The organism is Streptomyces sp. NPDC043896, from assembly GCF_056435605.1.
The window spans coordinates 356,213-369,625 of record NZ_JBWKEE010000002.1 but is presented as its reverse complement, the minus strand read 5'-3'; the positions used below and the strand labels follow the sequence as shown (position 1 = coordinate 369,625).

8 protein-coding genes are annotated in these 13,413 nt (G+C 72.0%); 1 reads left to right on the top strand and 7 read right to left on the bottom strand.

The window, feature by feature from the left end; translation table 11 throughout:
• Positions 1 to 295 precede the first annotated feature (295 nt).
• Both AC069X_RS04320 and AC069X_RS04315 read right to left on the bottom strand, forming a co-directional pair.
• A complete protein-coding gene (locus AC069X_RS04320) occupies positions 296 to 1,708 on the bottom strand; it encodes a salicylate synthase (protein ID WP_478724911.1) in 1,413 nt (470 codons plus the stop codon).
• Positions 1,709 to 2,191: 483 nt separating this feature from the next.
• On the bottom strand, positions 2,192 to 5,707 hold the full coding sequence (locus tag AC069X_RS04315; RefSeq protein ID WP_478724909.1) for a non-ribosomal peptide synthetase: 3,516 nt from the start codon (positions 5,705 to 5,707) through the stop codon (positions 2,192 to 2,194).
• 296 nt (positions 5,708 to 6,003) lie between these two features.
• Between AC069X_RS04315 and AC069X_RS04310 the strand changes: the two genes are divergently transcribed.
• A complete protein-coding gene (locus tag AC069X_RS04310; protein WP_478724907.1) occupies positions 6,004 to 7,662 on the top strand; it encodes a (2,3-dihydroxybenzoyl)adenylate synthase in 1,659 nt (552 codons plus the stop codon).
• Positions 7,663 to 7,775: 113 nt separating this feature from the next.
• Here AC069X_RS04310 and AC069X_RS04305 read toward each other — a convergent pair whose 3' ends face one another.
• The 5 genes from AC069X_RS04305 to AC069X_RS04285 all read right to left on the bottom strand — a co-directional run bounded on the left by AC069X_RS04305 (position 7,776) and on the right by AC069X_RS04285 (position 13,340).
• Complete coding sequence (locus AC069X_RS04305; protein WP_478724905.1) at positions 7,776 to 8,837, bottom strand: ABC transporter substrate-binding protein; 1,062 nt, start codon at positions 8,835 to 8,837, stop codon at positions 7,776 to 7,778.
• A gap of 76 nt (positions 8,838 to 8,913) precedes the next feature.
• Positions 8,914 to 9,753 (bottom strand): ABC transporter ATP-binding protein, encoded by an 840-nt coding sequence (locus tag AC069X_RS04300; RefSeq protein ID WP_478724903.1) that lies wholly within the window; start codon positions 9,751 to 9,753, stop codon positions 8,914 to 8,916.
• 1 nt (position 9,754) lies between these two features.
• Complete coding sequence (locus tag AC069X_RS04295; RefSeq protein ID WP_478724901.1) at positions 9,755 to 10,843, bottom strand: FecCD family ABC transporter permease; 1,089 nt, start codon at positions 10,841 to 10,843, stop codon at positions 9,755 to 9,757.
• A 3-nt stretch (positions 10,844 to 10,846) separates the two neighbouring features.
• On the bottom strand, positions 10,847 to 11,932 hold the full coding sequence (locus AC069X_RS04290) for a FecCD family ABC transporter permease (RefSeq protein ID WP_478724899.1): 1,086 nt from the start codon (positions 11,930 to 11,932) through the stop codon (positions 10,847 to 10,849).
• A 40-nt stretch (positions 11,933 to 11,972) separates the two neighbouring features.
• On the bottom strand, positions 11,973 to 13,340 hold the full coding sequence (locus AC069X_RS04285) for an MFS transporter (RefSeq protein WP_478724897.1): 1,368 nt from the start codon (positions 13,338 to 13,340) through the stop codon (positions 11,973 to 11,975).
• Positions 13,341 to 13,413 lie beyond the last annotated feature (73 nt).

The following is a 13,413-nucleotide window of genomic DNA, read 5'->3' as shown; positions in this document are numbered from 1 at the left end:
TGCTTTACTCCCCATGCTTGCTTTGTATCGGTGACGGAGCGGGCGGGCAAGGCCCGCGACTGCCGCTGCGGTACGGCACTTCCCATGTCCCGGGCAGGACGTCGGGTTCCGTGACGCGGAGCGCGTCTCGGAGGCTCGGCATACCGGGACCGGCCGCGCGGACCTTTCGGTTCCACGCGGCCGGGGGGAGGGGCTGGTCCAGGACCATCGCCCGCTCCTTGAGGGCAGGGCCGCTCGGCGTGCTCGGATGCGCGGCGCCCGGTCTGGAGTGCTTCCGCCCCGGGCCGGCGGAGGTTCAGCGGGCCAGCGCCGCGGGCTCCTCGTCCGAGGTGGAAACCCCGGGACCACGCTCGACCGGAGTATCCGCCGACGGTACGAGGAACCGTGAAACGCTGAGCAGCTTCTCGCGCGTCTCTTCCAGCTCGCGCTCCGGCGTCGAGTGCGCGACGATGCCGGCACCCGCGCGCAGCCAGGTCCGGCCCTCGTGCCGGTAGATGCTCCGGAGGACGAGGGCCGCGTCGACCGTTCCGTCCGCGTCCACGGTCAGCACCGCACCGCCGTAGAGGCCCCGGGGGCCGGTCTCGGCGCGGCGGATGAGGTCACACCCTTCGGCCTTGGGGATGCCGGACACGGTGACGGCGGGGAACAGGGCGCCGACGGCGTCCCACGCGGTCCGCCCGTTCGCGAGGGTTCCCGAGAGCCGGGAGGCCAAGTGCTGGACGCTGCCGCGCTCCTTGACGGACATGAAGTCGTCCACCGTGACGGAGTCCTCGGTGCAGACCTGGTGGAGTTCCTCGGCGACGAGGCGCACGGAGGTTGCGTGCTCGAAGACCTCCTTCTCGTCCCTGTAGAGCTCCGCCCGGCGGCCGCGGTCCCCTTCCGGGTCCCCTTCGAGGGCACGCGTACCGGCCAGCGGCTGGGCGACGACGTGCCCGGCGTCGGTGACCGCGGCAACGATCTCGGGGCTGAAGCCCGCGGTCTCCCAGCCGCCCAGGCGCAGCAGGAAGGACCGGGCCGGGTCGTTGCCCCGACGCCCCTCCACGTACGTGGAGGGAAGGTCCACCGGCGAGTCCACGGGCACGACACGGGACAGGATGACCTTGGTGAGCCTTCCGGCCCGGATCTCCTCCACGGCGCCCTCGACCGCCGCCTTGTACGCGTCCGCGTCGTGGTTCTCGATGTCCGCGACCACGCGCCGGGGGCTGCCGAAGGCACCGCCGAAAGCGGCTGCCGAGCGCACCCGCTGCTCCAGGGCGTCGAGCTCGCTGGGGCCGAGAGCGCGGAGCAGGGCACTGCCGTCTTCCAGCCGCACTTCGCGCATCGGCACGGCCAGCATGGCGAGGACGGCGTCGCCGGGGGCGGCCGGGAGCCCGTGCAGGGGATAGCTGAGCTCGAAGGCCGCCCAGCCGTAGGCGCGCCATCCCTGTACGGGGATGGCGGCCAGGGCTTGATCCAGGGCTTGGAGTACGCCTTTCTCAGCCGTGAACTCCGCCGCGATGTCGGTGCCACCGGAATTCTTGACGCTGAGCGTGGTGTGGTCCGTGTGGACGGTGATCGTGCCGTGTTCTCCTTCCGCCCATCCGACGGCGCCTCGGTTCTCGTAGAGCACGTAGGCATCCGCCGAGGTTTCGCACAGGGCAGCCGCAGTGCTCAGCACGTCGCCGGTCAGCGGTATCCGGCGCTCATGGTAGGCAGGGGCTAGGGTCACGACTTCTCTCTCTTTCCCGGAGTCGGTTGGTCCGGTGGGGCGGGGTGTTCCGCGGGAATCGGTGGAAAGGCGCGCCGCGGACGTCCGGTTCGGCGGGGGCCCGCCTCACGTCGCAGGGTTCGCAGCACGTGGTCCACCGAGGGAGTCAGGTGGTCCGGAAGGTAGAAGTGCCCGACGGGCAACATGTCTGTGGCGGTGGCGCGTGACGCGACCTCCTCCCGGCGCGGGGCGTCCCACGCGGGTGCGGCAGGGTCGGGGCCCCAGGGGAACACGCACAGGCGTACTGATCCGGGGCCGGCTCAGGTCGGGTGCGTACCGGCCGATGACGCGGTGGGCCGGTCCATGGCCGGGGCCCAGTCCCGGTGGAAGCCGGGGGACCCGCCGGCCGGGCCGAAGCACACGATGCTCGCCGCGGCGTCCGGCCGGGGTGGGTACCGGCGGAACCACGGGGAGGCGCGGGCGCCTTCGGGTCCGCGTGGATGCTCAGGCATGGTCCGGTCCCGCCGCGGCCGGCCCGATGCCGCCCTCGGCAGCCCACTGCGCCTCGATCTCTTCGTCGGAGAGACCGTCGACCTCCAGGAAGATCTCGGCCACGGCCTCAAGTCGGCCGGCGTCCTCCTCCCGGGCGGTGAGCATCCGTGCGAGGCCGGCCACGGTGAGTGAGGAGAGGATGTCGTGGACCGACACGTCGTCGGTGTCGAGGGCCTCGCGGAGCCGCGAGGTGATCCGCGTGGCGAGGATGGAGTCGCCGCCGAGCGCGAAGAAGTCGTCCTCGCGGCCCACGGACCCGGCATCGAGTACGCCGGCCCAGACGCGGGCGATCACGTCCTCCAGCGCGGTACGGGCCACGGCGGAGCCGCCGTCCGTCTTCAGCTGCGCGGTCAGGAGCTCGCGCAGGGCGCGACGGTCCGTCTTTCCGTTGGCGGTCAACGGCATCTCGCCGAGCACGGCGAGGGTGTCGGGGAGCATGTGGGCGGGCAGGTGCTCGGCGGCGCGTGCCCGGATGTCCGCCGCGTCGGCCTCCTGGGTCCCCGTTGCGACGACGGCGCACAGCCTCGGGGTGGGGCCGGTGCGGAGGACGAGGGCGGTGGCCTGGCGGACGGCAGGGTGCTCCGCGAGGGCCGCCTCGACCTCTCCGAGCTCGATGCGGAATCCGCGGATCTTCACCTGGTCGTCGGCGCGCCCGAGGAACTCCAGGGTGCCGTCGGGCCAGTAGCGGGCGCGGTCTCCGGTGCGGTACCAGCGCAGTCCGTCCCGTTCGAGGAAGCGGTCCGCGGTGCGGACCGGATCGCCGCGGTAGCCGTCGGCCACCCCCGTTCCGCCGATCCAGAGCTCGCCGGCGACCCAGTCGGGGCAGTCCCGTCCCCGGGCGTCCACGACTCGGCAGCGGACGTTGCGCAGGGGGGTGCCGTAGGGGACGCTCGTCCACCGGGCGGGCACCTGTCCGCCGACGGCCTCCTGGATCGTGGAGTGGATGGCGGTCTCGGTGGTGCCTCCGAGGCCGAGGAAGCGGCAGCCGGGTACTTGGGCGTGCAGCCGGACCGGCAGGTCGACGCCGACCCAGTCCCCGCCGAGGAGGACGGCGCGCAGCGTGTCGCCGAGCGGGTCCTGTCCGGCCGCGGTGAGCAGCATGTCGAGCAGGCTCGGTACGCAGTTGAGGACGGTGACGGCGTGCCGGCGGACCAGGTCCGTCCAGGCGGCGGCGTTCTTGCGGGTGGTCTCGTCGACGGTGACGACGGCGCCGCCCGCGGACAGGGGGGCGAAGATGTCGAAGACGGACAGGTCGAAGTCGAGGGCGGACAGGGCCAGGGTGCGGTCGCCGGCGCCGAGGCCGAGTCGTTCCACGAGATCGTCGATGGTGTTGGCGGCGGCCCGGTGGGACACCTCGACGCCCTTGGGCTCTCCGGTGGAACCGGAGGTGAACAGGACGTAGGCGACCGCGCCGGGCTCGGCATACACGGGCTCGGGCAGCGGGTCGGGCCAGGTGACGGCTTCGTCCAGGGCGAGTACGCCGGGGCCGGCGGCGGAGCCGAGGACGGTGGTCACCCCGGCCCGCTCGCGGATGGACCCTGCCCGGGCGGCGGGCTGCTCGATGCCGATCGGTACGTAGTGGGCGCCCGCGGCGTGGACTCCGAGGACGGCGATGATCTGCCCGGGGCCCTTGGGGAGACTGATCGCGACGGCTTCGCCCGGCTTGACGCCGCCGGCGCGCAGGGCTCCGGCCACGCGCAGGGCCTGGTCGGCGAGCGTGCCGTAATCGAGTGCCGTCCCGTCCTCGGTGAGGATCGCGGGGGCGGCCGGCCTGTCGGCGGCCCGGGCGAAGAAGGCGTGGTGCAGCGGGTTCCTGGGGGCGGGGCCGTCGGTACGGTTGGCTTCGGCCCGTACGGCGAGCTGGGCGGGGGTGGCGAGCGGCCCGACCGGGACGTCCCAGGCGGTCCCTTCCGAGACGTGGCCGAGGAGATCGGCGAAGGCCGCGAACATGGCTTCGGCGGTGCCGTCGGGGAACGCGTCCGAGCGGACGTCCCAGTTCACGAGCAGGCCGTCGTGCAGTTCGGTGATCTGGGCGTCAAGCAGGACCTGCGGGCCCTGGGAGACGATCCACACCGGCTCGCCCAGCACCCGCTCCACGTCCGCTCCGAAGAGTTCGCCGAGGTCGAGGGCGCTGGTGAAGACGACCGGCGCCAGGACTTGCGTTCCCTGATCCCGGGAGAGGTCGCGCAGGACCTCGACGCCCGAGTACGAGGAGTGGGCGGCCGCCGCGTGCATCCGGTCCTGGGCGTCGCGCGCCCGCTCCGCGAAGCTGCGGACCTCGCTCAGGTCGACGTCGAGGAGGACCGAGCTGGTGAAGTCGCCCACGAGACCGTCCACGTCGGGGTGGAGCGGACGCCGGTCGAACATCGGGACGTTGAGCAGGAAGCGTGGCTCCCCGCTCCAGGCTCCGAGCACCTCGGCGAAGGCGGTGACGGCAGTCACCGCGGGTGTGACGGCATGCTTGCGTGCCTGCTCCGTCAGCCGCGCCCGTTGCTCGGGCGAGAGCCAGTGGTGGAGCCGGGTCACCCGGTTGGCCGGACCGCGTTCCGCCTCGGGGCGGGTCGGCAGGTCGGGCGCTCCCGGGAGCTCGCCCAGGCGGTCGCGCCACCAGGCCACGTCCTGCGGGCGCGGCGGCTCCGAGCGGCGTTCGGCGAGGTAGCGGGAGTAGCTGTAGGTGAGTTCGGGCAGCGGCTGGTCGGGGTGCTCGTAGAGGTGGACCAGGTCGGCCAGCATGACGCGGAAGCTGCGCGCGTCGGCGGCCAGCATGTCCACGTCCACGTGGACCCGGGTGCGTCCGCCCGGCATCCGGGTGAGCCGTATGTCGAGGACCTGACCGGCTGCCACGTCCAGCAGCTGGTGGGAGAGTTCGTCGCGAAGCCGGGCCGCCTGCTGCTCGGCCTCTGCCTCGCCGGCGCCCCGTAGGTCGAGGACGGGGATGCGCGTGCCGCGGGTCCACGGTCCGATGGCCTGGCGGCCGTCGTCGAGGATCCGCGCGCGCAGCATCGGGTGCCGGGCGGCGAGGGCGGCGACCGCCGCGCCCAGGCGGTCCGGGTCGACGCCGCTGCCCTCGAACTCGGTGTACAGGTGGGCGGCCACGGCGCCCAGGGTCTGCGCACCACGTCCGATCCAGTAGGCGTGTTGCATGAGGGCGAGCGGGAAGGGCTCCTGCTCATCCGGAAGGTCAGCGGACTCGGCAGGTTCCGGGGCGGGGGCGGTGGTGTCGCCGTCGGCGGGAGCGGGCTGCCGAGCGGCAGCGGCGAGCAGATTCCCCCAGCCGGCCAGGGTCGGCTGCCGTGCCAGGTCGGCGAATCCCACGTCCATCCCGGCCCGGCGGAAGCGGTCGGCGATCCTCATCAGCTTGAGTGAGTCCAGGCCGAGTTCGATGAGGTTGACCTGGTCACCGATGGGCTCGGCGTCCGGGCCGAGCAGCTCGGTGACCGCACGGCGGAGGTCATCGATGGACAACATGAGCGGCATCCTCCCAACGCGTCGTGTGGTGCAGGAGTCGTGGCCCTGCCCCGCCTGTTCCGGAAGACCGGCCAGAGGCGGTGGGGACCCGTAGGACCGATGTCAAGTGGCGTACAAAGCAACAGACATGACCATCCTGAGCACCCTTCGCGATGGAGGTGTGCAACGGCGGCACTTAGGTTAACCTAACCAGACATGATTGTGGATACCGCCATCAGTTTCGACGTCCACGCCCTGACGAGCGGAAACCAGTGAGGTGCGCGCGACGCCCTCCGGCCCACGAGAGTCGAGCCATCGTGACCCATGACGCGACCACACCCCCCGCGCCCCTGCCTTCGGGCCTGACCCCCTGGCCGGAGGAATTCGCAGCCCGCTACGTGGCGGCCGGCCACTGGGACGGGCGCACGCTCGGCACCCTGCTCCGCCACTGGGCGCAGGAATACGAGGACCGCACGGCGATCGTGGCGGGCAACGAGCGACTGACCTATCGTCAGCTGGACGCGCGCGCCGACCGGATGGCCGCCGGCCTCGCCGATCTCGGCATCCGGCCCGGCGACCGGGTCCTCGTCCAACTCCCGAACAACGCGGCGTTCCCGGTCCTGTTCTTCGCCCTGGTCCGCCTGGGGGCCATTCCCGCGCTCACGCTCCCGGCCCACCGGGTTGCCGAGATCGGCCATCTGGCCCGCCTGTCCGGCGCCGTGGCCTACGTGACAGCCGACGAGTACGGGGCCTTCGACTACCGGACGCTGGCCGCCGCGGTTCTGGAGCGGGCTCCCGGGCTGCGGCACGTGCTCGTCACGGGCGATCCCGGTCCGTACACGGCACTCGCGAAGGTGGACGCCGAGCCCCGCGCCTTCCCCGACCCCGACCCCGCGGACGTCGCCCTGCTGCTGGTGTCGGGAGGTACGACGGGTGTTCCCAAGCTGATCCCGAGGACCCACGACGACTACGGGTTCAACGCGCGTGCCAGCGCCGCCGCGTGCGAACTCGATCAGGACACCGTGTACCTGGCGTGCCTGCCGATCGCGCACAACTTCCCCCTGGCCTGTCCCGGCATGCTGGGGACGTTGTCGGTCGGCGGCAAGGTCGTGCTCTCCCCCTCGCCCGCCCCCGGCGACGCCTTCTCGCTGATCGAGGCCGAGCGGGTCACGCACACCGCTCTGGTGCCGCCGCTGATTCCGCTGTGGATCGACGCGGCGGAGTGGGACCCGGCCGACATCTCCAGCCTCCGCGTCCTGCAGGCCGGCGGATCCAAGCTCTCCGCCGACCTCGCCCGCACCATCCCCGATGCCCTCGGCTGCGCCGTCCAGCAGGTGTTCGGCATGGCCGAGGGTCTCCTGAACTACACCCGTTCCGAAGACGACGCCGAGCTCGTCGCCGTGTCCCAGGGACGCCCGCTCAGCGTGGACGACGAGCTGCGCATCGTGGACGCCGACGGCCGGGAGGTTCCGCCCGGTGAGACCGGCGAACTCCTGGTGCGCGGACCGTACACGCTGCGCGGCTACTACCGCGCCCCCGAAGTGAACGCCGTCGCCTTCACCCCTGACGGCTTCTACTGCTCGGGCGACCTCGTCCGGCAGCTCCCCTCCGGGCACCTCGTGGTGGAGGGCAGGGTCAAGGACACCATCGACCGCAACGGCGAAACGGTGTCCGCCGAGGAGGTGGAGGCCCATGTGGCGGCCCACCCGCAGGTGCGCCGCTGCTCCGCCGTCGGAATTCCCGACCCGGGCGGCGAGGGAGAGCGCATCTGCGCGGTCATCGTGCCGGCCGCCGCCGACGGGCCCACGCTGCGGGAGCTGCGCGGGTTCCTGCTGGAACGTGGTGTCGCCGCGTTCAAGCTGCCGGACCGGGTGGCCACGGTGACCGACCTCCCCCTCACGGCCATCGGGAAGATCGACAAGCGTGCCCTGCGCGCCATGCTGACCGCTTCCGAAACCTCTTCCGACCGGGCCTGAGGCCCCGCCCGGACCGGCCTGCGCCCCGGAGCGCGGCGAAGGCCTCCTGACGGCTCGACGCCGGGAGGCCCCCACCGCGTGCGCGGTGGGGGCCTCCGTCATGGGGCCTCCGGTCAGACGACGTCGACGCGGGCCTTGGTGACGGCCGCGGCGAGATCGTTCAGCACCTTGGTGAAGCGCTGGTACGTGAACGGGGTCTCGGTCTGCCAGTCGGTGACCTGGCCGGCCTGAACGGCGGGAGCCGCCTTCCACGTGGGGTAGGTGTCGAGCTGCTGGTGGGTCAGGCCGCCCTCGGGACGCGAGTCCTCGAGCACGAGGTCGGCCCGGTAGCGGCCGGCCTGCTCCCAGCTGAGGGGCTCGAAGCCGGCCTCGGGCTTCTCGGGCTTGACGATGTCGAGGCCGAGCTGCTGGAAGTACTTCACGTCACCGTGGAAGGCGGGGTCGGCGACGAAGAAGTTCTCCTTGGTGCCGGAGACCACGGCGACCGACAGGCCCTTCTTTGCCTCGGCGGCCTTCTTCACGCTCTCCGCGGCCGCCTCGAAGTCGGCCCTGGCCTTCTTGACCGCGGCGCTCTCCGGGTCCGCTCCCAGCGCCGCGGCCAGCTCGCCGAAGCGCTTGACGGCATCCGGGACCGCTACGCCCATCAGTTGGATGACTGCGATCGGGGCGACCGCCTCGACCTTCTTCATGACGTCTTCGGGGATGTACCAGACCATCGGGCCGTAGGCGATGGTGACGATCAGCTCGGGCTTGAGCGCGATCAGCTTCTCCATCTGGAACTCGCCGAACGCGGTGCCGACCGAGGTGGTCTTCGCGAGGTCGACGTTGCCGATCTGCGGGCTGGGCCTGCCGTCCCCGGTCTTCTGGGGGCCGAAGATGCCGACGGGCTGGATCCCGAAGTCCCAGAGAGCCGCGGCAGGATGGGACTGGGCGACGATGCGCGCGGGGCGCTTGGCCAACTCGATCTTCTTGCCGCGGTCATCGGTGAAGCTCCAGGGACCGCTGGGAGCGGACGTGCCCGAAGAACCCTTGTCCGAGTCCTCGGGCTTCCCGGAACCACCGCAGGCGGCCAGCAGCGGGGCGGCGGCCACGACAGCGGCGAGGGCCAGGAAGCGGCGGCGGTCGGGGCGGAGGCCCGGCACCGAGGAGGCCGGGGCGTTGTCGAAGATGGGCATGGTTGTCCTTCCAGGCGCGGCGATCGCCACAGGATCGTGCGGGGTGGTGGCGTGCGGGGAGGGTGTGGAACGCCGGTCAGTCGGCCGAGGCCGCCGGTTTCGCCTCGCGGACGGCGACGGCGTGGTGCCTGCCGATCGGGATGATGTGGGGGCCGCCGCCCGCAGGATCGTCGATGACCTTGCAGCTGAGCCCGAAGACCTCGAAGACGAGTTCCTCGTCTATGACGTCGGCCGGCGCGCCCTGTGTGACGATCTCCCCGTGCTTCAGGGCGATGACGTGGTCGGCGTAGCGGCAGGCGTGGTTGAGGTCGTGAAGCACCAGGACGACGGTGCGGCCCTGGTCCCGGTTCAGGTCGACGACGAGGTCGAGGATGTCGATCTGGTGGGCGAGATCGAGGTGGTTGGTGGGCTCGTCGAGCAACAGGACGGGGGTGCCCTGGGCCAGGGCCATGGCGATCCAGGCCCGCTGGCGCTGACCGCCGGAGAGCTCGTCCACGCTGCGGTCCGCCTGCTCCGTGAGCCCGGTGGCCTCCAGGGCGTCGTAGACGGCGTGCTCGTCCTCGGGCGACCACTGCCGCCACCAGGACTGGTGCGGGCTGCGACCGCGTTTGACGAGGTCGAGGACGGTGATGCCCTCCGGCGCGACCGGGGACTGGGGCAGCATGCCCAGCCGACGCGCCAGTTCCTTGCCCCTCAGGGAGTGGATGAGCTGACCGTCGAGGTACACCGAGCCCCGCTCGGGCGTGAGCAGGCGGGAGAGTCCCCGCAGCAGCGTGGACTTGCCGCACGCGTTGGCCCCGATCACTGCGGTGACCTTGCCGGCCGGGATGACCACGTCGAGGCCGTCGACAACGCGCCGGCCGTCGTAGGCGAGGGTCAGCCCCTCCGCCACCAGCCCCTGGGGTCGTTCGTCCACTTCAGCCTCCTGATCCGGTGCGGTTGGACCTGCCGAGCAGCCAGAGCAGGCAGGGGGCGCCGAGCACACCGCAGACGACGCCCACAGGAAGTTCGGTGGCGTCCAGCAGTTGGCGGCCGATCACGTCGCCGGTGAGAACGACGAGGGAGCCGACCAGGGCGGAGGGAACGAGCGCCGGACCGGGTGCCTTGACCAGCCGCAGCGCGATCTGAGGGGCGACCAGTGCGACGAAGGCGATCGGGCCGGCCGCGGCGCTCGCGAAGGACACGAGTGCCGCGCCCACTACGAGAAGGACGATCCGGGCGGTCTGGACCGGCAGTCCGAGGACCTTGGCCGTCTCGTCCCCGAGTTGCAGCCCGTTCAGCCACGGCCCCACCAGCACCACCGCCGGCAGGAGCACGGCCAGGGAGACAGCCAGCGGGCCCACGTGGCTCCAGTCACGGGCGTTGAGGCTGCCGGTGAGCCACATCAGGGCCTGCTGGGCCTGGTACACGCCGGCCTTGAGCAGGAGGTAACTCGTCGCACTGGTGCACAGGGCGGCGATGCCGATGCCGACGAGGACGATGCGGTACCCGGTGGTGCCGCCCTTCCAGGCGAGCGTGTAGATCACGGCCGTGGCACCCAGCCCTCCGGCCAGGGCGAACGTCTGGAGTCCGATTCCGGAGCCGACGCCGAACAGCAGGCCCGCCGTCGCCGCGGTCCCGGCGCCCGCCGAGATGCCGATGACGTCGGGGCTGGCCAGGGGGTTGCGGGTGAGGGTCTGGAAGACGGCACCGGCGACACCGAAGGCCGCCCCGCACATCAGCCCTACGAGGGCCCTCGGCAGGCGCAGCTCGTGGACCACCATGTGGGTGGCCGGATCTCCGCCGCCGAGAAGGGCTCCGGCGACCTCGGCGAGCGGGAAGTCCAGTTCACCGTAGGCGACTTCGACGACGAAGGCGAGGCCGACGGCGGCCACGAGGGCCAGCGTGACCAGGAGGCTGCGCGGGCGGACGATCCAGGAGGCCCGGGTACGGGGCACCCGCAGGACCACGCCGCCGGCGGACCGGGGGCCGGCGCGCTCGGGTGCGGTTGCGAGGGTGGTGGGCATCTCTCAGAGCTCCGCAAGTCGGCGGCGGCGGACCGACAGGATGAAGAACGGTGCGCCGACCGCCGTGACGACGATGCCGACGTGGAGTTCGTCAGGGCGGGCGATCAGCCGCCCGACCAGGTCGGCGGCGAGCAGCAGGCAGGGTCCGAGCAGGGCCGAGTAGGCGACGATCCAGCGGTGGTCCGGTCCCGTGAAGCGGCGGGCGATGTGCGGGATGACCAGTCCGACGAACGCGATCGGCCCGCAGAGGGCCACCGCACCTCCGGCCAGGAGAGTGACGGCGGCCGCGCCTCGGATCCGGACCATGCCGACGTTCTGTCCGAGAGCTGTGGCCAGTCCGTCCCCCAGCGCCAGTTTGTTCAGCGCGGGCGCGGTGAAGGCGGCCAGCAGGGCGCCTGCCCCGATGAAGGGCAGCACCCCCACGAGCACCTCCGCCGGCTGGCCGGTCAGTGAACCGACGGCCCAGAAGCGGAAGTCGCCGAGGGCCGCCGCGTCGAACAGGAGCACGGCGTTGACGAGGGACAGGAGCAGGGCGGACACGGCGGCGCCGGCGAGGGCGAGCTTGGCCGGTGTGGCACCGCCCCCGCCCGCCGCGCCGAGGGCGTAGACGAGGGCGATGGTGAGGACCGCGCCGACGAACGCGAACCACACGTAGCCGTAGACGGCCGTGACACCGAGGAGACCCGTGCCGACCACGACACCGAGCGACGCCCCGGCGCTGACACCGAGAAGGCCGGGGTCCGCGAGCGGATTACGGGTCAGCCCCTGCATCAGCGCCCCGGACATGCCGAGGGCGGCGCCGACGGCGAGCCCGAACGCGGTTCTGGGAACGCGCATCTGATGGATGATCCCGGACTCCTCGCTCCCGTCCGGATGGAGCAGGAGGTCGAGGAGGCGGTCGGCCGGGATCGACTTGGTACCGAGGGCGAGGGAGGCCGCGCACAGCAGCACCAGGACGAACAGGCACAGGGGAACGGCCGCGAGATGTGGGGCAGTCCGACGCGCGGCCGCCTTGGACGGTGCAGGCGCCGCGGTCAGGCCGGTGGTCCCCCGACGCGCACCGCGCGGAGGGGGAGAATCGGAAAGCACGCAGAGAGGATAGCCATACCTAAGTATGAGCCAGCAAGCGTTACGCGGATGCTGTTGCCCCTCTGTTATCGCCGTGTCCGAGCTCGTCGTTTCCCCGATCGGAATTGACCATCTCGTCGCTATCCAGCCAGAGTTGACGGTACATCAGAGAAACGCCGACGAGGGCCACCAGGCACAGCGCTCCGCCGCCCGCGACTGCCGCAGCAGGCCCCACCGCCGAGGAGGCCACGCCGGCGATGACCCCGCCCAGCGCGGGAGCTGTCATGGCCTGGGCCAGCCACAGGCTGCTGACCCGCCCCTGGAGCGGGTCGGGCGTGTGGGTCATCAGCAGCGTCCGGCGCATGATCTCGGAGACCGTGTCCGCAATTCCACCGAGGGCCAGGAAGACCAACCCGAGGCCGAGCCAGGGGCTGAGACCGAAGCCGAGGCAGGCCAGCCCCCAGCCGGCCACGGCCGCACAGAGGACACGCCAGTGGCGGCGCGTCCGGCCGGTCCACCCGGACGTCAGGGAAGCCAGCGCCGAGCCGATCAGCGGCGCGGTGGTGAGCAGGCCCACCAGTTCGGGGCCGCCACCGAGACGTCGCTCCGCGATCTCGGGGAACAGCGCGTTCGGCGTGGCGAAGACGGCCGCGCACAGGTCGATGACGAGGACCGCCGACACCACGCGATGGCCCCCGATGAACCGGAAGCCTTCGCGCAGGGCCCCCAGGGCGCCGCCGCCACCGGGGAGGGCGCCATCCGCCGGAGAGGCACCCGCCCGCTCCTCCGATTGCGTCAGGCCGTCACCGGGAGACCCGGACCCGTTCGGGGGCATGGGGGCCAGCCTCGTCAGCAGCAGGGTGGTGACCGCCGTGCCCGCCGCCGCGAGGGCGAACGTCGTGGCGAGTCCCGGGCCCGCGATCAGCACACCGCCCAGCATGGGGCCGGCGATCGAGCCGAGGGTGGTGGTGACGGTCACCAGGGCCCCCGTCGCCGGGATGTGTTCCTCGCTGACGAGAGCGGGGAGCACAGCCGTGAGTGCGGTCTCCGCGACCCCTTCGGTGAAGCCGAAGAGCGCGCCGGTGACGTAGACCACCCACAACGACGGCCGTTCGGCCGCGGCGTTCACGGCGAGCACGGCGAAGGTGACCACCGCCCATGCACTGCCGATCAGGATCAGCCCCTTGCGGTCCCGCCTGTCGGCCAGGACGCCGCCGGCCAGGAAGCCGAGCAGCAGCCCAGAGCCCAGAACGAGGCTGACCATGCCCACCTGCGCCGAGGAACGGGTCCGTTCGTAGACCTGGACCACCACACCCACGGAGGTGAGTCCTATGCACAGCAGGGCGAGGACGCGGGCCGCCAGGACAAGCCCCAGAGGACCGCCGGCCCGGAGCGGAGAGAGATCAAGTGCCAGCGCTTTGATTCGCAACTCCCGGCCTCCACCTGGGGTTTGCCTCCCGCCAGTGGCACCCGGCGAGCGGGCCGACGATAGCTGGATAAGG

Bases quoted from the DNA above. Each gene is read 5' to 3' on its own strand.
- AC069X_RS04315 (WP_478724909.1), bottom strand. From the start codon at position 5,707: ATGTTGTCCATCGATGACCTCCGCCGTGCGGTCACCGAGCTGCTCGGC.
- AC069X_RS04305 (WP_478724905.1), bottom strand. From the start codon at position 8,837: ATGCCCATCTTCGACAACGCCCCGGCCTCCTCGGTGCCGGGCCTCCGC.
- AC069X_RS04295 (WP_478724901.1), bottom strand. From the start codon at position 10,843: ATGCCCACCACCCTCGCAACCGCACCCGAGCGCGCCGGCCCCCGGTCC.